Origin of the sequence: Micrococcus lylae NBRC 15355, assembly GCF_001570885.1 — a bacterium.
Classification (GTDB): Bacteria; Actinomycetota; Actinomycetes; order Actinomycetales; family Micrococcaceae; genus Micrococcus; species Micrococcus lylae.
This window is the reverse complement of the sequence record NZ_BCSN01000028.1, coordinates 1-18168: the sequence shown is the minus strand read 5'-3', so window position 1 is coordinate 18168 and position 18168 is coordinate 1. Positions and strand designations below refer to the sequence as shown.

Sequence of the window (18168 nt, the reverse complement as noted above, 5' to 3'; positions counted from 1 at the left end):
CGACGGCCCGGGGCGGCTGATGTGATGGGATAGGACGCATGTCTGAGAACACTTCCGCCCTGCCGCGCCCGGACTGGGACACCGCCGAGCTCACGCGCGATGAGGCCCGTGGGCGCGCGAACGCCGTGTCCGTGCGCTCCTACGACGTCTGCGTCGACGTCCGGAACGCCGAGGACGCGGAGGCCGAGGCGTACCCGGTCACCGCGACCCTCGTCTTCTCCTGCTCCGAGCCGGGCTCGGAGACCTGGCTGGACTGGATCAACGCCTCGGTGGAGTCCGTCGAGCTCAACGGCGAGACCCTGGACGTCGCCGAGGTCGCCGGCCGCAACCGTGTCCGACTGCCCGGCCTGGCCGCGGAGAACACCGTGGTGCTCAGGGGCACCTCGCTGTACTCCCGCTCCGGTGAGGGCATGCACCGCTACGTGGACCCCGCCGACGGCCAGACCTACCTGTACACGCAGTACGAGCCGGCCGACGCCCGCCGTGTGTTCCCGAACTTCGAGCAGCCGGACCTGAAGGCGTCCTTCTCCTTCCGCCTCACCGGCCCGGCCGCGTGGGTCCTCGCCTCCAACGGCGTGGAGACCTCCCGGACGAAGAACGACGACGGCTCGGTCACCGTGGCCTTCCAGGCCACCCGTCCGCAGTCCACCTACATCACCACGCTGCTCGCTGGCCCCTACGCCGTGTTCGAAGACCACTGGGGCGGCCACGAGGCCACCGGGGCCGTGCCGGTGGACCTGCGCATCTTCTGCCGGCAGACACTGGCCGAGCACATGGACGCAGACGCCGTCTTCGCCATCACGAAGAACGGCCTGGACTTCTTCCATGACCTCTTCGGCGTCCCCTACGAGTGGGGCAAGTACGACCAGGCGTTCGTGCCGGAGTACAACCTCGGCGCCATGGAGAACCCGGGCCTGGTGACCTTCACCGAGCACTACATCCATGACACCGCGCCGACCCGCGCCCAGCTGGAGGGCCGCGCGAACACCATCCTCCACGAGATGGCGCACATGTGGTTCGGCGACCTGGTGACCATGAGGTGGTGGGACGACCTGTGGCTGAAGGAGTCCTTCGCCGACTACATGGGCACCCTGGCCTCCGCCGAGGCCGCCGGCTTCACCGAGGCCTGGACCTCCTTCGCCTCCCGGCGCAAGGCCTGGGCCTATGTGCAGGACCAGTACCCGACCACGCATCCGATCGTGGCGGACATCGTGGACCTGGAGGCCGCCCGCCAGAACTTCGACGGCATCACCTACGCCAAGGGCGCATCGGTGCTCAAGCAGCTGGCCGCCTATGTGGGCCGCGAGGCCTTCGAGCAGGCCGCCCGCACCTACTTCCGGCGCCACGCGTGGGGCAATGCCGAGCTGAAGGACTTCCTGGCCGTGCTGTCCGAGGCCTCCGGCCGGGACATGTCCGCCTGGGCCGATGCCTGGCTGCACACCGCCGGCGTGCCGACGCTGCGCGTGGACATCGTGGACGGCACCGCGGTGCTGGTCCAGTCCGGCGAGGACCCGACCACCGGCGAACCGATCCGCCGCCCGCACGTGGTGCAGGTGGGCGTCTACGAGCCGAACGCCTCGGGCGCCCTGATGCGCACCGACTCGGTCACCGTGGACGTGGCCGAGGGTGTCGAGCGCACCCCGATCCGTGGCCTGGAGGTTCCGGAGCACGGCGTGCGCCTGGTGCTGCCCAACGACGAGGACCTCACCTACGCCGCCGTGTCCCTGGACCAGATCTCCCTGGACGCCGTGCTCACCCACCGCATCGCCGACCCGCTGGCGCAGGCCACCGTGTGGGCCTCCCTGTGGGCCATGGTCCGCGGCGGCGAGCTGTCCGTGGCGGCCTTCGTGGACGCCGTGGAGGCGCTCGCGGACACCATCGCCCCGGTGGCCGTGTACACGCAGGTGCTGACCCAGGCCGCCTCGGCCGTGTCCCTCTACGCCGCTGCCGACGAGCGCGCCCGGCTGCGCACCCGCCTGGGCTCGCTGCTGCTGCGCCACGTGGCCGGGCTCGAGGCCGGCTCGGACCGGCAGCGCGCCGCCGCCCGCGTCCTGGCCCTGCTGGCCCGCAAGGACGCCGAGCTCGCCGGTCAGGTGGAGCAGGCCCTCGTGCAGGACGCCGAGACCGCCGCGCCGGGCCTGGCCGTGGACACGGAGATCCGTTGGCTGGTGCTGCAGGCGTTGGCGGCCACCGGCGGCATCGACCGCGCCGGTCTGGACACCGCCCTGGCCGAGCAGCGCACCGCCAAGACCGTGGTCGGCCACACCCTGGCCGTGAACGCCCTGCCGGAGGCGCAGGTGAAGCAGGCCGCATGGGACGCCGTGATCTCCGGCGTGGACGCAGCGGGCACGCCCCTGTCCAATGACCTGCTCTCGGCCACCGCGGAGGGCTTCGCCACCGACGCCGGCAAGCTGACCGCCGGCTACGGCCAGACGCTGTTCGGCGAGCTCGAGCAGCTGTGGTCCTCCCGCTCGAACGGCCTGGCCTCGCGTGCCATCCACGGCCTGTTCCCGCTGCACCAGGACGCCGTGGACGGCGACGAGGCCGCGCAGGAGCAGCACCCCGTCCTGGCCGCCGCGCAGGCGTGGATCGACGGACACCCGGACGCCCCGGGCGCCCTGCGCCGCCTGGTGATCGAGGAGACGGACGCACTGCGCCGCAGCCTGCGCGTCCAGTCCCGCCAGGAGGAGCTGCGGCACATCTGATCCTGTGCCGGGGTCGACGACGACGGCCCGTCGCCTTCTGAAGTGAAGGCGGCGGGCCGTCTCTGGTGCTGATCACTGCGTTGTGAGGGGACGACACGGTGATGAGATCGACCAACGTGACCGTGTCTCGCCCTCACTCCGGACGGTGGGGCTCACTCTGGACGGTGGGGAGGGTGGCCCACGTCGTCGGGGCCGTCACGGCACGCGCTGAAGCCACGTCTGGGTGAGGAACTTCTCCTCGGCCAGGGCCTGGGCACGGTCCAGGGTCTTCTGGTCGAGCTCGACACGCTTCGCACCGTAGCGCTCCTCGAAGACCTGCATCATGACCTCCCAGATCTCCGGGCGGGTCATGTTGCCGGTCTGCCGGCGCAGCGGGTCCACACGCTTCTTCGCGGAGGCGACGCCCTTGCCCTTGAGCTTCTCGCGGCCGATGCGCAGCACCTGGGTCATCTTGTCCGCGTCGATGTCGTAGCTCATGGTCACGTGGTGCAGCAGGCCGTGGGTGCCGACCTTCTTCTGGGCGGCACCGCCGATCTTGCCCTGCGGCGTGGCGATGTCGTTCAGCGGCTGGTAGAACGCCTCCACGCCCACGCGGGAGAGGGCCTCCATGGTCCAGTCGTCCAGGAACGGGTAGGACTCCTCGGTGCTCATGCCGTCCACCAGGGAGCGCGGCAGGGACAGCGAGTAGGTGACGCAGTTGTCCGCCTCCATGAACATCGCCCCGCCGCCGGAGATGCGGCGCATCACGTGGATGTCATGGGCGGCGGCCCCCTCGGCGTCGACCTCGTTGGCCAGGGACTGGAAGGCACCGATCACCACGGCCGGCTCGGTCCACTGCCACAGGCGCATCATCGGCTTGCGGCGTCCGGCGGCCACGTCCTCGGTGAGGATCTGGTCCAGGGCCACGTGCTGGTGGATCGGCAGTGGCGTGGGGGCGATGACCTCCCACTCGTGGTCCTCCCAGGCCGTGGCCCGGCCGAGGGCGCGGCGTACGGCGGTGGCCACGGCGTCGGCGTCGAAGCCGAAGAGCTGGGCACCCGGGCGGATCGCCGCCTGCACCCGCTGGGCGGTCACGGCGTGCTCGGTGTCCTCGGCGAGGCCGACGAGGGCGCCGTTGATGTCCTCCAGCGCCTCGTCCGGCTCGAGGAAGAAGTCCCCATTGAGGCTCGCGGCGGTGACGACGCCGTCCTCCACCGTGAGGTCGACGCGCACGAGCTTGCCGCCGAGGACCTTGTACTGGCCGTGATGCTGGGTGCTCATGCCTCGAGCCTATCGCTCGAGCGCCGCCGTCCCGCGCGGGGACGGCACAGGCCAGGTGACCCGCGTTTCAGCCCGGACACGACGAAGGGCCCGGCCCCCGTTCTGAGGGGAGACGGACCCTTCGCGGATCGGACCAGCGGCTCAGGCCGCCTCAGATCACTTCTTGCCGCCGAAGCCCTTGAAACGGGCGTTGAAGCGCTCGACGCGGCCGGCGGTGTCCATGATGCGCTGCTTGCCGGTGTAGAACGGGTGCGAGGCGGCGGAGATCTCGACGTCGATCACCGGGTAGGTGTTGCCGTCCTCCCACTCCATGGTCTTGTCGGAGTCGGCGGTGGTGCGGGTCAGCACCTTCTCGCCGGAGGCCAGATCGTTGAAGATCACGTAGCGGTACTCGGGGTGCAGGTCAGCCTTCATGGAAAGTCCTTCGTTCAGTGCCCCTGGTTTTGGCCAGGGCGCTCGAGAGGTCACATCTGTCAGCCGTACATCGCGCACGGCCAGCGCATCACTATACCGGACGACAGCGCAGTTCCCACAGTGCCACCGCGGCCGCGGCGCCGACATTGAGCGAGTCCACGCCGGCAGGCATCGGGATCTTCACGTGGACGTCGCACAGGGCAAGGGTCTCGGCTCGCACGCCTGGCCCCTCGGCACCCACCACCAGCGCCAGCCGCTCGGCGTACCGCAGTGGCTCGAGCACGGGGTCCTCCAGTGCCACGGCCTGATCCGTCACCTCGAGTGCGACGACGACGAAGCCCGCCCGTCGCAGCGCCTCCAGTCCGTCCGTGGCCGGCGCCCGGTGCGGCTTCCCCACCTGCCCGGCCGGCATCCCGTGGTGGCCGGCCCCCGGCCACGCCAGCGCTCGCGCCCAGGGCAGCCGGAACACCGTGCCCATGGACACCCGGATCGCGCGGCGGTACAGCGGGTCAGCGGCCCGTGGCGAGAGCAGCAGCCCGTCCCAGTCCAGGGCCACGGCGGAGCGGACGATCGCTCCGAGGTTGGTCGGGTCGGTGAGGTCCTCGGCCACCAGCACCCGGCGGGCGCCGGCCAGCACATCGTCCACCGGACGCGGCGCCGGCCGTTCCATCGCCGCCAGCGCACCGCGGTGCAGGTGGAACCCGGTCAGCTGACTGAGCAGCTCGTCGTCCCCGGTGAACACCGGCGCCTCCGGGAACGTCTCGAACGCGTCGGCCAGCTGCTCGGCCGCCGTCTCCAGGTACCGCTGCGGCAGCAGGAAGGACACCGGCCGGCAGCCGGCGTCCAGGGCCCGGCGCACCACGGGCGTGGACTCTGCCAGGAACACGCCGTGCTCGGCATCGGCGGCGCGGCGCAGCGCCGCATCGGTCATGCAGACGTAGGGGGCGAGCTCGGGCGAGTCCAGGTCTCGGCGGGAGACGAGCACGCTGAGGCGGCCGTCGTCGGGACGCGGTGCGGCGGTGCCGGCGGAGGCGACCACGTCCGGCTCAGCCCTGCACGAGGCGCAGGAGCATCACGGCCAGGCCCACCAGACCGACGGCCACGATCACGCCGCGCAGCAGCGTCGGGGAGATCCTGCGGCCGATCTTCGCGCCCACGGAGCCGCCGACCAGTGAGGAGGCGGCGATCAGCAGCACGGCCACCCAGTCGATGCGGTCGAAGGCGAAGAGCAGGTAGAACACGGCGGCCACGAGGTTCACGCACAGGGACAGCCACGTCTTCACCGCGTTGGCGTGCACCAGCAGACCGGTGAGGAAGACACCGAGGATGCCCATCAGCAGCACCCCCTGGGCCGCCACGAAGTAGCCGCCGTAGACCCCGGCGCCGAACACCAGGGCCCAGAGCAGGGGGGACACGGGGCCGCGGGGGACGTCGTCGGCCTGGTCGACGGGTCCGGCGAAGGCACCCACCGGCTGTCCCTCCCCCTGCTCGGTGGCCCTGCGGGCCTTCACCCAGCGGTTCAGGCGCGGCTGGAAGACCACGAAGCCCAGGGCCACCACGATCAGACACGGTGCGGCGATCTCGAAGACCCGCTCCGGCAGCACGGTCAGCAGGAAGGCGCCGATGACGCCGCCCAGCAGGGACGCGACCGTCAGCACGGGCACGACCGCCATCGACTGCTTCAGCTCCCGCCGGTATCCGACGGTGCCGGAGAAGCCGGCGGCCACCAGGCCCATGGCGTTGGAGATCTGAGCGGTGACCGGGGGGAAGCCGACCGCCACCAGCACCGGGAAGGTGACCAGCGTGCCGGAGCCGACGATCGAGTTGATGGTGCCGGCCCAGAACCCGGCGAGCAGCACCACCAGCACCTGCCAGAGCTCCAGCCCCAGCACGTCCGCGGTCAGCAGCTCCATCAGGCGGCGACGGCCGCGTACCGGCCCTTGTGCTGGGAGACCTTCAGCGGCATGCCGAAGGCGGCGGAGAGGTGCTCTTCGGTGAGGGTCTGCTCGATGGGACCGGCCGTGACCACCTGGCCGTCGCGCAGCAGCAGGGCGTGGGTGAAGCCCGGCGGCACCTCCTCGAGGTGGTGCGTGACCAGCACGAGGGCCGGGGCGAACTCGTCCTCGGCCACCTCGGTCAGCTGGGCCACGAGCTTCTCGCGTCCGGCCAGGTCCAGCCCGGCGGCCGGCTCGTCCAGGAGCATCAGCTCCGGGTCGGTCATCAGGGCGCGGGCGATCAGCACGCGCTTGCGCTCACCCTCGGACAGGGTGCCGAAGCGGCGGTGGGCCAGGCGGGACAGGCCCCACTGGGTGATCAGGGCCAGGGCGCGGCCCTCGTCCTCAACCTCGTACTCCTCGCGCCAGCGGCCGGTCACGCCGTAGGAGGCGGTCACCACGGCGTCCTGGACCTTCTCCCCGTCCGGCACCTGCTGGGCCAGCTGAGCCGACGACAGGCCGATGCGCGGACGCAGCTCGAACACGTCCACCGCGCCGAGCACCTCGTCCAGGATGCCGACGTCGCCGGTGGTCGGGTGCATGCGGGCGGCGGCGACCTGCAGCAGCGTCGACTTGCCGGCCCCGTTCGGGCCCATCACGATCCAGCGCTCGCCCTCGCGGACGGTCCAGTCCACGTCCTCGATGAGGTTCTTCGTCCCGCGGCGCACGGTCACCCCGCGCAGCTGCAGAACGGCGTCGCTGTCCGGGGCGAAGAGGTCGTCGTGGAGGTGGGCGTCCGAGGCGGAGGTGCTCATGCGGACCACTGTAGTGGCCTCCACCATGCGAACCCGGTCACGACGCACGGGACCGCCCGGCCTGCGATCCGCCTACCATCGGCCGTATGAGCCAGGTCCGTGATGTGGTCTACCGTCCCCTTCCCGACGACGGCGCCCTCCCCTCCGGAGCGTCCGTGGCCGGGTCCCTCGGCGCGCCCGGGCAGGCTGCGCCGGGCACGATGCCGGACCGGGAACCCGACCGTCCCGCCGGCGTGCCCGAGCACGCCGAGCACCTGACGGCCGCGGCCGAAGCGGGCACGGCCGTGGAGGGCTGGCGCTGGATGTCCGATTCGTGGGCCGCGGCCGCCGAGGCCCCCGAGGGCTGGCATGCCGTCCGCGTCCCCGCGGACGTGGTGGATGCCCCGATGCCCTTCGTGGTCACGGACGTGGACTCCACCCTGATCCAGGACGAGGTCGTCGAGCTGCTCGCCGCGCACGCCGGGCGCGAGGCCGAGGTCGCCGAGGTGACGGAGCGCGCCATGCGCGGCGAGCTCGACTTCGCGCAGTCCCTGCACGCGCGTGTGGAGGCCCTCGGTGGACTGCCGGTGGCGGTGATCGAGGAGGTCGTCGCCCGGGTGCGCCCGACCCCGGGTGCCCGGGACCTGATCGCCGCCGTGACCGGCGCGGGCGGTCGGATCTATGCCGTCTCGGGAGGCTTCACCCAGGTCCTGGCTCCCCTGGCCGCCGCGTGGGGGCTGTCCGGGTTCTGCGCCAATGAGCTCGAGATCGCCGACGGCCACCTCACCGGCCGGGTGGCCGGCTCCGTGGTGGACCGCGCCGTAAAGGAGCAGATGCTGCGGCAATGGGCCGCCGAGGCCGAGATGCCGCTGCTCGGGACCCTCGGCTGCGGCGACGGAGCCAACGACATCGACCTGCTCACCGCCTCCGGGTGCGGCGTGGCCCTGTGCGGCAAGCCCGCCCTGCGCGAGGTCGCCGACGCCTGCGTGGATGTGCCCCACCTGGCCGTCGTGCGCTGGATGCTCGGGCTCTGAGCGGCGCAGGTCCCCCACCTCCCCGCTTACTGGTGAGGACACACCGTCAACCGACCTGAAACGTGAGGTGCAGAGGGTGAGTCCTCACCAGTAAGCGCGCGGATGAGGCAGCTCAGCTAGGCGCCCGGATGAGGCAGCCCAGCAACGCGCGCGTGTGAGGCAGCTCAGCCCTTCTGGTCGCCCTGGAAGTCACGGGCGCCGCCCACGAGCTCGGTGTGGCCAACCTGAAGGTCGGTGCGGCCGACCATGGCGGCGACCTCGGCGGCGAACTCCTCCACGGTGTAGAGCTTGCCGGCGGCCTCGCGGCGGGCCTCGATGGCCCCCGGCTCGGCACGGTTGAGCAGGGTGGCGGTGATGGTGCCCTCGATCATGTCACCGGAGACCACCACGAAGCCGATGCCCTTCTGCGTGAACGCGGGGATGCGCTCACGCAGGGCGTCCTCGCCGGCGCGCTTGGAGCGGGCCACCGGCTCGTAGGAGTCCATGGTGGGCACCTCGTTGATGAAGTGCGCCTGGTGGGAGGTGACGAAGACGATCTGGCCGCCGGCGGACATCCGCTCGACGGCGGCGTCGGCCAACGCGGCCTGGGCGTCCCGGTTGAGCTTCATGGCGTAGTCCTCGCCGAACTGGGACTCCATGCCGCCGGAGGCGTTGAGCACCAGCACGTCCAGGGAGCCGAAGGTCGACACCGCGGCGTCCAGCAGCGCGGCGCGGTCCTCGGCGGAGGTGACGTCCCCTCCCACGGCCACGGCCCGGCCGCCGGCCTCCTCGATGGACGTGACCACCTTGTTCGCGCGCGGAGCCTTCTGGCGGTAGTTGACGACGACGCCGGCGCCGCGGGCGGCCAGCAGCCGGGCGGTCTCCGCGCCGATGCCGCGGGACGAGCCGGTGACGACGACGCCCTTGCCGGCCAGGTCCTTCTCGCCGGAGGCGGCGGTGGTGTTCTCGGTCATGTTCCCTCCTGGGACGTGGTCTGGGCTGGTGGGTCTGCTCGGAGCGGGGCGCGGGCTCAGTGGCCCATGCCGAGGCCGCCGTCCACGGGGATGACGGCGCCGGAGATGTAGGCGGCCTGGTCCGAGGTGAGCCAGGTGACGACGTCGGCGACCTCGGACGGCTGGGCGAAGCGGCCGGCCGGGATGGACTTCTTGTACTGCTTCTTCAGGTCCTCGTCCAGACCCTGGGTCATCTCGGTGTCGATGTAGCCGGGGGCCACCACGTTGGCCGTGATGCCGCGCGCGCCGAGCTCACGGGTGATGGACCGGGCCATGCCGACCAGGCCGGACTTCGAGGCGGCGTAGTTCACCTGACCGGGCGAGCCGAGCAGGCCCACCACGGAGGAGACCAGGACGATGCGGCCGCGCTTCAGGCGCATCATGCCCTTGGTGGCGCGCTGCACCACGCGGAAGGAGCCGGTGAGGTTGGTGTCCACCACGGAGGTGAAGTCGTCCTCGGACATGCGCAGCAGCAGCTGGTCCTTGGTGATCCCCGCGTTGGCCACGAGCACCTCGACCGGGCCGTGGGCCTGCTCGACCTGCGTGAACGCTGCGTCGACCGAGGCGGAGTCGGTGACGTCGCAGGCGACGGCCAGGGCGCCGGCGGGCCCCTCGCCGTTGCGGGAGGTGATGGCCACCGTGTCCCCGTTGGCCAGGAACGCCTCGGCGATCGCCCGGCCGATGCCGCGGTTGCCGCCGGTGACCAGGACGCTGCGGCCCGTGGTCTGCCCCTCGGTGGTGGTCTTCTCTGCGGCCATGCTCGGGTCCTCCTGCATCCTGGGCCGGCCCGTGACCGGCACGTTCGGTGACGTCGTCGTTCACTGCGCGGCGGGCGCCGGACGGCCCGGGGCCGTGCGGAGGCGTCCGTCACGCAGACGTACGGGTCCACTCTACGTGGCGCCCGGCGTGAGACAATGGACGCCTGTCCGAGCCCGATTCGTCTGCACCGACCTGAGGGAGGCTGTCATGGCTGCGTCCGCTGCCGAGGCCTGCGGTCCCGCCGCGATCCAGTCCGTCACCACCGCGCCGCAGGCCAGCTCCGCGGACCGGGAGCAGCGCATGCGGAAGTACCTGATCCAGATGATCATCCGCACCGGCTGCTTCATCGGCGCCTTCTTCGCCGACGGCTGGCTGCAGATCGTGCTGTTCGCAGCCGCCGCCGTCCTGCCCTACGTGGCCGTGGTGGGCAGCAACAACGCCCGGCCCTACTCCCCCGGCACCATGCAGGCTCCGGCCACGCAGGCGACCGCCCTCGCCGCCGAGCCGTCCGAGCCCACCGCGCCGAGTACGGCTCAGGACGTGGTGGTCGGCGAGGTCGTCGAAGACACCCCCGCCCTGCCCGCCGGCTCCTGGCACCGTCCGGAGGACTCCGCCCAGACGAAGGGCCCGGCGGCATGACCGGCGGCTTCGATCTGCTGGGCTCGCTCATGTCCGGGTCCTCCCCGGACGAGGCCGCCCGGGACACGACGACGGCCGCGCACCCGGGTGCCCCCGGCTCCTCCTCCCGTGGCCGGGACGCCGGCGCGGCCGGCTCCGCTGACGGCGCCGACGGCGCCCCGCTGCCCTGCTCCGCCCGCGGCTGCTCCGCGGAGGCCGCGTTCGGCCTGCGCTGGAACAACCCGCGCATCCACACGCCCGAGCGGCGCAAGACGTGGCTGGCTTGCCCCGTCCACCGCGAGCACCTGACCGCCTTCCTGTCCGACCGCGGCTTCCTGCGCGAGACCGTGGACGTGGCCGAGCTGCCCGGCCTGGACTGCCCCGCCGACGCTGCGGCGGGGCGCGCGAGCACCGCGGACCGGACCCCGAGCACCCGAGGAGGGGACGCTGAGTGACCGCCCCCGGCACCGGCGCGGCGCACCGCCAGAGCCCCGACGCGCCGCAGTACGGCGCGCAGCAGCGCACCAAGCTGGACTTCCGCTTCCTGCTGACCGCCCCGTGGATCTTCGGGTTCGTGGTATGCATCCTCTTCGCCTTCGCCTGCCACCACCTGGCGCAGTGGCAGATCGACCGCCGCATCCAGGTGATGAACCAGATCAACCGGGTGCTGGAGAACTACGACGACGCCCCGGTCCCCTTCGCCGACGCCCCTGTGGCCGACTTCCAGGCCGACGACGAGTGGACCCCGGTCACCCTCTCCGGCGAGTACCTCGTCGAGGACACCCTCGTGGTCCGGAACCGGCCACGGGCCGGCCGCCCCGGCTACGAGGTGCTGGTGCCGTTCAAGACCGAGGAGGGGGCCGTCGTCGTGGTGGACCGCGGCTGGCTGCCGATCGGCAACTCCCCCGGCCGCCCGGACAGCATCCCCGCGCCCGCCGAGGGACAGCAGGAGATCGAGGTGCGGCTGCGCCCCGGCGAGCCCACCCTGGACCGTGACGCCCCGGAGGGCCAGGTGGCCTCCATCGACCTGCGGCAGATCGGCCGCGTGACCGGCCTGGAGGTCGCGGACCGCGCCTACGGGGAGATGGTGTCCGAGTCCAACGACCCGGGCGAGCGACCCCGGCCGCTGGTCCAGCCGACCCTGGACGAGGGGCCACACCTGTCCTACGCCCTGCAGTGGTACCTGTTCGCGCTCATGGGCTTCGGCGTCTGGGGCTACATGGCCTACACCCGCGCCCGCAACGACAGGGACGACCTCGAGGACGCCGCCGAGGCCGGTGACGACGCCGTCATCCCCGCCAAGCACCACCCGCGCCGGCAGCGCGTGAAGCGCCGCCGCTCCGGGCGGATCACGGACGAGGAGGCCGAGGACGCGCTCTTCGACTGAAGGCCCGCCCACCGGGTACGACCGGCGTCACCGGTCGGCGGGCCCGATCAGGCCGGAGCGTCCCCGATGCCGATCAGGCCAACGTGATGAGGTCCCGGTACTCGTCGTTCCACAGGTCCTCCACGGCGTCCGGCAGCAGCACGACCCGCTCGGGGTCCAGTGCCTCCACGGCGCCCTCGTCGTGGGTCACCAGGACGATGGCGCCCTCATAGGTGCGCAGGGCGTTGAGGATCTCCTCGCGGGAGGCCGGATCCAGGTTGTTCGTCGGCTCGTCCAGGAGCAGCACGTTGGCCGAGGACGCCACGAGGGTGGCCAGGGCCAGCCGGGTCTTCTCGCCGCCGGAGAGCACACGGGCTGGCTTGTCCACGTCGTCGCCCTGGAAGAGGAACGAGCCCAGCAGCGTCCGGGCCTGGGTGTCCCCCAGCTGCGGGGCGGCGTGACGCATGTTGTCCAGCACGGTCGCCTCCTGGTCCAGGGTGTCGTGCTCCTGGGCGAAGTAGCCCAGCTTGAGCCCGTGACCCTCCACGACGCGCCCGGAGTCCGGTGCCTCCACCCCGGCCAGCAGACGCAGCAGCGTCGTCTTGCCGGCGCCGTTGTAGCCGAGGATCACCACGCGGGAGCCGCGGTCGATGGCCAGGTCCACTCCGGTGAAGATCTCCAACGATCCGTAGGACTTGGACAGCGCCTGTGCGGTGAGCGGGGTCTTGCCGCAGGCCTGGGGGGTCGGGAAGCGGATGGCCGCCACCTTGTCCTGCGCACGCTCGCCCTCCACACCGCGCATCAGGCGCTCGGCACGCCGGATCATCTGCTGGGCGGCCACGGCCTTGGTGGCCTTCGCCCGCATCTTCTCCGCCTGCGCCATCAGCGCGGTGGCCTTCTTCTCCGCGTTCGCGAACTCCCTGCGGCGGCGCGCCTCGTCCTGCTGTCGCTGGGCGAGGTAGTTCTTCCACGTCATGTTGTACACGTCCATGGTCTGACGGTTCGCATCCAGGTAGAGCACCTTGTTGACCGTCATCTCCATCAGCTCCACGTCGTGGCTGATCATCAGCAGCCCGCCCTCGAAGGTCTTCAGGTAGTCCCGCAGCCAGACGATCGAGTCGTGGTCCAGGTGGTTGGTCGGCTCGTCCAGCAGCATCGTGTCCGCGTCCGAGAAGAGGATCCGGGCCAGTTCCACGCGGCGGCGCTGGCCGCCGGAGAGAGTGTGCAGCGGCTGGTCCAGCACGCGGTCCGGCAGTCCCAGGTTGGAGGTGATACGGGCCGCCTCGGACTCGGCCGCGTAGCCGCCGCGGGCGGAGAACTCGGCCTCGAGCCGGGCGTAGCGGGCCATGGCGCGGTCCCGGTCGGCGTCTGCGGCGGCGGCCATCTGCTGCTCGGCCTCGCGCATCCGGCGCAGGGTCTGGTCCAGCTCGCGGGCGGAGAGGATCCGGTCCCGGCCGGACTGGTCCATGTCGTCGACCTTGGGGTCCTGCGGCAGGTAGCCGATGCGGCCCGAGCGGGTCACGGTGCCGTCGGTGGGCTCGGCACGGCCGGCGAGCACCTTCGTCAGGGTCGTCTTGCCCGCGCCGTTGCGGCCGACCAGTCCGACCTTGTCGCCCTTCGCCACCCGGAAGGTGACCTCGTCCATCAGCAGGCGGGCACCGACGCGAAGCTCCAGGTCAGTCACGGTCAGCATGGGGTCTCGGACACTCGTTTCGTCTCGGAGGGCAGGACACAGGCCGGGCCAGTCTAGTGCGTCTACACTCACCGCATGAGCTTCAACGACAATGTCCAGCTGGACCCGGGACGCGCCCGGGACAGCCGTGGACGTTCCGGCGGCCGGGGCGCGGTCCTCGGCGGCGGACGGGTCGGCGGCCGGGGCATCGCCCTCGGCGGCGGCGCGGGCCTGCTCGCCGTGCTGATCTACTTCATCGCCCCCGGATTCGCCCAGCAGGTCGGCATCAACCCGGACGGCACCATCGGCGGCGGCTCCTACCAGCAGCGCGAGATCGGCGAGAGCCAGAACTCCGGCCCGGGGCAGCAGATCGACTCGTGCCGCACCGGCGCGGACGCCAACGAGCGCTCCGACTGCCGTGTCCTGGCCACCACGATCGCCGCGGACACCTTCTGGGAGGAGCATCTGTCCCAGTACCGCGACGTCTCCTTCCGGGAGCCGGGCGTGGAGCTGTTCTCCGGAGGCGTGAACACCGCGTGCGGCTCCGCCTCCTCCGCGATGGGCCCGTTCTACTGCCCCGGCGACGAGTCGATGTACTTCGACACCGACTTCTTCTCCACCCTGCAGACCGACTTCGGCGCCGAGGGCGGCCCGCTGGCCGAGCAGTACATCGTGGCCCACGAGTACGCCCACCACATCCAGCAGGTCATCGGCTGGCTGCGCTACTCCCAGGACGGCCGCACCGGCCCGGACTCGGGCATCGTGCGCGTCGAGCTGCAGGCCGACTGCATGGCCGGCATGTGGGCCGGCTCCGCCGCGCACACCGTGGACCCGGAGTCCGGCGAGACCTTCCTGAAGCCGATCTCCGACGAGCAGCTGCGCCAGGCCCTGGACGCCGCCGCCAGCGTCGGCGACGACCGCATCCAGCAGGCCTCCACCGGCCAGGTCCGCCCCGAGGCCTTCACCCACGGCACCTCGGAGCAGCGCCAGCGCTGGTTCATGCGCGGCTACGAGTCCGGCCGGTCGAACCCGGACATCAACCAGTGCGACACCCTCTCCATCCCGGCAGACCAGCTCTGAGCCGGCCCTGACGGGCCCCGGACGACGACGGCCCGACACCTGCCGCCGGGACGGGACCGAGGTCGCTGTGCCCGCCCGACGACGAGACGGCCCCTCGCCTTCGGCTGGAAGGCGAGGGGCCGTCGTCGTGACGCGGTCACTCAGATGTTGAAGCCCAGGGCGCGCATCTGGTCCTTGCCGTCCTCGGTGATCCGCTCCGGACCCCACGGCGGCATCCAGACCCAGTTCAGGCGCCACTCGTCCACCATCGTGCCGATCGCCCGGGAGACCTGGTCCTCGATCTCGTCGGTGAGCGGGCACGCCGCGGTGGTCAGTGTCATGTCCACGATCAGGGCGCCGTCGTCCGCATAGTGGAGGCCGTACAGCAGACCGAGGTCCACCACGTTCACGCCCAGCTCCGGGTCGATGACGTCCTTGATCGCCTCGCGCACGTCCTCGACGGGAGTACGGTCAGCAGTCATGTCAGGCCCCCGCGGCCACGGCCTGCTCGAAGCGGGCGTAGCCCTCGGCCTCGAGCTGGTCGGCGAGCTCCGGGCCGCCCGACTCCACCACACGGCCGTCGACCATCACGTGCACGTGGTCCGGCTTGATGTAGTTGAGGATGCGGGTGTAGTGGGTGATGAGCAGGGTGCCCATCTCGTTCGCCGCCTGGGCGCGGTTCACGCCCTCGGACACGATGCGCAGGGCGTCCACGTCGAGGCCGGAGTCGGTCTCGTCGAGGACGGCGAACTTCGGCTTGAACAGCTCGAGCTGCAGGATCTCGGCGCGCTTCTTCTCACCGCCGGAGAAGCCCTCGTTCACGTTGCGGTTCATGAAGGCCGGGTCGATCTGCAGGGCCTCGAAGGCACCCTTGACGTCCTTGGTCCAGTGGCGCAGCGACGGGGCCTCGCCGTCCAGGGCGGTCTTGGCGGTGCGCAGGAAGTTCGTCATGGTGACGCCCGGGATCTCGACCGGGTACTGCATGGCCAGGAACAGGCCGGCCTGGGCGCGCTCGTCGACCTCCATCTCCAGGACGTCCTCGCCGTCCAGCGTGATGGAGCCCGAGGTGACCTCGTAGCGCGGGTGGCCGGCGATGGTGGCGGCGAGGGTGGACTTGCCCGAACCGTTCGGGCCCATGATGGCGTGGGTCTCGCCGGTGCTCAGGGTGAGGGTCAGGCCCTTGAGGATCTCCTTGGGGCCGTTCTCGGTCTCGATCTGGACGTGGAGGTCCTTGATCTCCAGGGTTGCCATGTGTGTGTACTCCTGATTCTGAAGAAAGTGTGTGGTGGGGAGGGCTGCCTCAGAGCGAGGCGATCTTGAGCTCGGCCTCCATGACGTCCGTGAGCTCCTGCTCCACGTCTGCCACGCCGACCTTCTGGATGATCTCGTTCAGGAAGCCGCGCACGATGAGCTTGCGGGCCTCGTCCTCGCCGATGCCGCGGGCCATGAGGTAGAACAGCTGCGTCTCGTCGAAGCGGCCGGTGGCAGAGGCGTGGCCGGCGCCCTCGATGACGCCGGTCTCGATCTCCAGGTTCGGCACCGAGTCGGCGCGGGCGCCGTCGGTCAGCAGCAGGTTCTGGTTCTTCTCATAGGTGTCCGTGCCCTCGGCCTCGGCTCGGATCAGCACGTCGCCGACCCACACGGTGTGGGCGTCCTGGCCCTGCAGCGCTCCCTTGTAGAGCACGTTGGAGACGCAGTTCGGACGGTTGTGGTCCACGAACAGACGCTGCTCGAGGTGCTGGCCGGCGTCCGCGTAGTAGAGGCCGTAGAGCTCGGCCTCGCCGCGCTCGTCGGCGAAACGGGCGGTCGGGGTCAGGCGCACCAGGTCGCCGCCGTAGGTCACCGCGACGTGCTTGAAGTGCGCGCCGGTGTCCACCGAGGCCTGCTGGGAGGACACGTGCACGGAGCCGGCGTCCCAGGCCTGGATGGAGGTGACGTTCAGTGCCGCATCGCGGGCCAGCTCGAACTCGACGTTCTGGGCCAGCACGGCGGAGCCCTTGTGGGTGATCACCACGTCGGCACGGCAGTTCGCCTCCACGACCACCTTCAGGTGGGAGGCGGCGGCCTCGGTGCCGGTGCCGACCACGTCGATGCGCACCGGGGCGGAGACTTCGCCGGAGACGGTCACGACGGTGGCCTCGGAGAACGAGTTCCACGCGGCGGCGGAGACCCGGTCCTCCGGGGTGTGGACGGTGCCCAGACGGGAGTCGTCGCGGGAGACGGTCTCCACGCGGACGCCCTCCAGCTCGGAGACGGTCACGGACGGGGCGGCACCGGTGAGGCGGCCCTCATCGCCGTCCGGCAGGTGCAGGCCCTGCAGGCGCTTGAGCGGGGTGAAGCGCCAGTCCTCCTCGCGGCCGGTGAGCACCGGGAAGGCGGAGAGCTCGCGGGACACCGGGCGGGAGCCGCGGGAGTCCACACCCTGGGTGGCACGACGGGCCGGGGCGGCCGTGGCCTGGGTGACGGTGAGCTTCTCGCCCTCCTCGCCCATGCCCGGGATCAGCGGCGACTCGGCGCCGAGGGTGGTGTTGTCGGTCGTGGTCATGGCTCAGCCCACCGATCCTTCCATCTGCAGCTCGATCAGCTTGTTCAGCTCGAGGGCGTACTCCATGGGCAGTTCGCGCGCGATCGGCTCGATGAAGCCGCGCACGATCATCGCCATGGCCTCGTCCTCGGAGAGGCCGCGGCTCATCAGGTAGAAGAGCTGCTCCTCGGAGACGCGGGAGACGGTGGCCTCGTGGCCGAGGGTCACGTCGTCCTCGCGGATGTCGATGTACGGGTACGTGTCCGAGCGGGAGATCGTGTCCACCAGCAGGGCGTCGCAGACCACCGAGTTGGCGGAGCTCGTCGCCCCCTCGTTGACCTGGACGAGGCCACGGTAGGCCGCGCGGCCGCCGTTGCGGGCCACGGACTTGGACACGATGGCGCTGGAGGTGTGCGGGGCCATGTGGACCATCTTCGAACCGGTGTCCTGGTGCTGGTCCTTGCCGGCGAAGGCGACCGAGAGGGTCTCGCCGGTGGCGTGCTCGCCCGTGAGGTACACGGCCGGATACTTCATGGTCACCTTGGAGCCGATGTTGCCGTCGATCCACTCCATGGTGCCGCCGGCCTCGACGACGGCACGCTTGGTCACCAGGTTGTACACGTTGGTGGACCAGTTCTGGATGGTGGTGTAGCGGACGCGGGCGTTCTTCTTCACCACGATCTCCACGACCGCCGAGTGCAGCGAGTCGGAGTTGTAGATCGGCGCGGTGCAGCCCTCGATGTAGTGCACGTACGAGTCCTCGTCCGCGATGATCAGGGTGCGCTCGAACTGGCCCATGTTCTCCGTGTTGATGCGGAAGTAGGCCTGCAGCGGGATCTCCACGTGGACGCCCTTGGGGACGTACACGAAGGAGCCGCCGGACCACACGGCGGTGTTCAGGGAGGCGAACTTGTTGTCGCCCACCGGGATCACGGAGCCGAAGAACTCCTCGAAGATCTCCGGGTGCTCCTTCAGACCGGTGTCCGTGTCCAGGAAGATGACGCCCTGCTCCTCCAGGTCCTCACGGATCTGGTGGT

The 18168-nt window shown here is 71.1% G+C and carries 18 protein-coding genes; 6 read left to right on the top strand and 12 right to left on the bottom strand.

Going from position 1 to position 18168, the window contains the following annotated elements; translation table 11 throughout:
* The first annotated feature begins 38 nt into the window (after positions 1-38).
* A complete protein-coding gene (gene pepN, locus MLY01S_RS07210) occupies positions 39-2705 on the top strand; it encodes an aminopeptidase N (protein ID WP_067190716.1) in 2667 nt (888 codons plus the stop codon).
* Between the two features lie 195 nt (positions 2706-2900).
* Here the strand turns inward: pepN and lplB are convergent, their stop codons facing one another.
* From lplB to MLY01S_RS07185, 5 genes are all read right to left on the bottom strand, one after another.
* Positions 2901-3965, bottom strand: coding sequence for a lipoate-protein ligase small subunit (lplB, locus tag MLY01S_RS07205; RefSeq protein WP_067190714.1), 1065 nt, complete (start codon positions 3963-3965; stop codon positions 2901-2903).
* A gap of 156 nt (positions 3966-4121) precedes the next feature.
* Complete coding sequence (locus tag MLY01S_RS07200) at positions 4122-4379, bottom strand: type B 50S ribosomal protein L31 (protein WP_067190712.1); 258 nt, start codon at positions 4377-4379, stop codon at positions 4122-4124.
* Between the two features lie 91 nt (positions 4380-4470).
* Positions 4471-5310 (bottom strand): TrmH family RNA methyltransferase, encoded by an 840-nt coding sequence (locus MLY01S_RS07195; protein WP_082739828.1) that lies wholly within the window; start codon positions 5308-5310, stop codon positions 4471-4473.
* 115 nt (positions 5311-5425) lie between these two features.
* Positions 5426-6295, bottom strand: a complete 870-nt coding sequence (locus tag MLY01S_RS07190) for a sulfite exporter TauE/SafE family protein (protein ID WP_087133332.1) — start codon at positions 6293-6295, stop codon at positions 5426-5428.
* On the bottom strand, positions 6292-7128 hold the full coding sequence (locus MLY01S_RS07185) for an ABC transporter ATP-binding protein (protein ID WP_067190741.1): 837 nt from the start codon (positions 7126-7128) through the stop codon (positions 6292-6294). Before MLY01S_RS07185 ends, MLY01S_RS07190 begins: the two co-directional genes overlap by 4 nt.
* Positions 7129-7214: 86 nt before the next feature.
* Here MLY01S_RS07185 and serB point away from each other — a divergent pair, with 86 nt between their 5' ends.
* A complete protein-coding gene (gene serB / locus MLY01S_RS07180; protein ID WP_174520645.1) occupies positions 7215-8141 on the top strand; it encodes a phosphoserine phosphatase SerB in 927 nt (308 codons plus the stop codon).
* Between the two features lie 164 nt (positions 8142-8305).
* Here the strand turns inward: serB and MLY01S_RS07175 are convergent, their stop codons facing one another.
* Positions 8306-9094, bottom strand: a complete 789-nt coding sequence (locus tag MLY01S_RS07175; RefSeq protein ID WP_067190706.1) for an SDR family oxidoreductase — start codon at positions 9092-9094, stop codon at positions 8306-8308.
* Positions 9095-9150: 56 nt separating this feature from the next.
* On the bottom strand, positions 9151-9891 hold the full coding sequence (locus MLY01S_RS07170; protein WP_067190705.1) for a beta-ketoacyl-ACP reductase: 741 nt from the start codon (positions 9889-9891) through the stop codon (positions 9151-9153).
* 208 nt (positions 9892-10099) lie between these two features.
* On the opposite strand from MLY01S_RS07170, the gene MLY01S_RS12645 reads away from it, so the two are divergent.
* From MLY01S_RS12645 to MLY01S_RS07155, 3 genes are read left to right on the top strand one after another with little or no spacing between them, the layout of a single operon-like run.
* Positions 10100-10531 (top strand): DUF3099 domain-containing protein, encoded by a 432-nt coding sequence (locus tag MLY01S_RS12645; protein WP_067190703.1) that lies wholly within the window; start codon positions 10100-10102, stop codon positions 10529-10531.
* Positions 10528-10965, top strand: a complete 438-nt coding sequence (locus MLY01S_RS12960) for a hypothetical protein (protein WP_070638311.1) — start codon at positions 10528-10530, stop codon at positions 10963-10965. Before MLY01S_RS12645 ends, MLY01S_RS12960 begins: the two co-directional genes overlap by 4 nt.
* Positions 10962-11897, top strand: a complete 936-nt coding sequence (locus MLY01S_RS07155) for an SURF1 family cytochrome oxidase biogenesis protein (RefSeq protein WP_067190701.1) — start codon at positions 10962-10964, stop codon at positions 11895-11897. Before MLY01S_RS12960 ends, MLY01S_RS07155 begins: the two co-directional genes overlap by 4 nt.
* Before the next feature lie 73 nt (positions 11898-11970).
* On the opposite strand, the gene MLY01S_RS07150 is transcribed toward MLY01S_RS07155, so the two are convergent.
* Positions 11971-13569 (bottom strand): ABC-F family ATP-binding cassette domain-containing protein, encoded by a 1599-nt coding sequence (locus MLY01S_RS07150; RefSeq protein ID WP_067190699.1) that lies wholly within the window; start codon positions 13567-13569, stop codon positions 11971-11973.
* Between the two features lie 75 nt (positions 13570-13644).
* Here MLY01S_RS07150 and ypfJ point away from each other — a divergent pair, with 75 nt between their 5' ends.
* Positions 13645-14628, top strand: coding sequence for a KPN_02809 family neutral zinc metallopeptidase (gene ypfJ / locus MLY01S_RS07145; protein WP_067190697.1), 984 nt, complete (start codon positions 13645-13647; stop codon positions 14626-14628).
* Between the two features lie 140 nt (positions 14629-14768).
* Here ypfJ and MLY01S_RS07140 read toward each other — a convergent pair whose 3' ends face one another.
* From MLY01S_RS07140 to sufB, 4 genes are all read right to left on the bottom strand, one after another.
* Positions 14769-15089, bottom strand: a complete 321-nt coding sequence (locus tag MLY01S_RS07140; protein WP_067190695.1) for a metal-sulfur cluster assembly factor — start codon at positions 15087-15089, stop codon at positions 14769-14771.
* A 1-nt stretch (position 15090) separates the two neighbouring features.
* Positions 15091-15858, bottom strand: a complete 768-nt coding sequence (gene sufC / locus MLY01S_RS07135; protein ID WP_067190693.1) for a Fe-S cluster assembly ATPase SufC — start codon at positions 15856-15858, stop codon at positions 15091-15093.
* Positions 15859-15907: 49 nt separating this feature from the next.
* The gene (gene sufD / locus MLY01S_RS07130) at positions 15908-17152 is read right to left on the bottom strand and encodes a Fe-S cluster assembly protein SufD (protein ID WP_067190691.1); all 1245 of its coding nucleotides are present in this window, start codon (positions 17150-17152) and stop codon (positions 15908-15910) included.
* Positions 17153-17155: 3 nt separating this feature from the next.
* Positions 17156-18168 (bottom strand): Fe-S cluster assembly protein SufB (gene sufB, locus MLY01S_RS07125; RefSeq protein WP_067190689.1); only part of this gene is annotated, 1013 nt, incomplete at its 5' end.

Excerpts from the sequence above, each read along its gene's own strand:
- pepN (WP_067190716.1), top strand. The coding sequence starts at position 39 with ATGTCTGAGAACACTTCCGCCCTGCCGCGCCCGGACTGGGACACCGCC.
- lplB (WP_067190714.1), bottom strand. The coding sequence starts at position 3,965 with ATGAGCACCCAGCATCACGGCCAGTACAAGGTCCTCGGCGGCAAGCTC.
- MLY01S_RS07200 (WP_067190712.1), bottom strand. The coding sequence starts at position 4,379 with ATGAAGGCTGACCTGCACCCCGAGTACCGCTACGTGATCTTCAACGAT.
- MLY01S_RS07195 (WP_082739828.1), bottom strand. The coding sequence starts at position 5,310 with ATGACCGATGCGGCGCTGCGCCGCGCCGCCGATGCCGAGCACGGCGTG.
- MLY01S_RS07185 (WP_067190741.1), bottom strand. The coding sequence starts at position 7,128 with ATGAGCACCTCCGCCTCGGACGCCCACCTCCACGACGACCTCTTCGCC.
- serB (WP_174520645.1), top strand. The coding sequence starts at position 7,215 with ATGAGCCAGGTCCGTGATGTGGTCTACCGTCCCCTTCCCGACGACGGC.
- MLY01S_RS07175 (WP_067190706.1), bottom strand. The coding sequence starts at position 9,094 with ATGACCGAGAACACCACCGCCGCCTCCGGCGAGAAGGACCTGGCCGGC.
- MLY01S_RS07170 (WP_067190705.1), bottom strand. The coding sequence starts at position 9,891 with ATGGCCGCAGAGAAGACCACCACCGAGGGGCAGACCACGGGCCGCAGC.
- MLY01S_RS12645 (WP_067190703.1), top strand. The coding sequence starts at position 10,100 with ATGGCTGCGTCCGCTGCCGAGGCCTGCGGTCCCGCCGCGATCCAGTCC.
- MLY01S_RS12960 (WP_070638311.1), top strand. The coding sequence starts at position 10,528 with ATGACCGGCGGCTTCGATCTGCTGGGCTCGCTCATGTCCGGGTCCTCC.
- MLY01S_RS07150 (WP_067190699.1), bottom strand. The coding sequence starts at position 13,569 with ATGCTGACCGTGACTGACCTGGAGCTTCGCGTCGGTGCCCGCCTGCTG.
- ypfJ (WP_067190697.1), top strand. The coding sequence starts at position 13,645 with ATGAGCTTCAACGACAATGTCCAGCTGGACCCGGGACGCGCCCGGGAC.
- MLY01S_RS07140 (WP_067190695.1), bottom strand. The coding sequence starts at position 15,089 with ATGACTGCTGACCGTACTCCCGTCGAGGACGTGCGCGAGGCGATCAAG.
- sufC (WP_067190693.1), bottom strand. The coding sequence starts at position 15,858 with ATGGCAACCCTGGAGATCAAGGACCTCCACGTCCAGATCGAGACCGAG.
- sufD (WP_067190691.1), bottom strand. The coding sequence starts at position 17,152 with ATGACCACGACCGACAACACCACCCTCGGCGCCGAGTCGCCGCTGATC.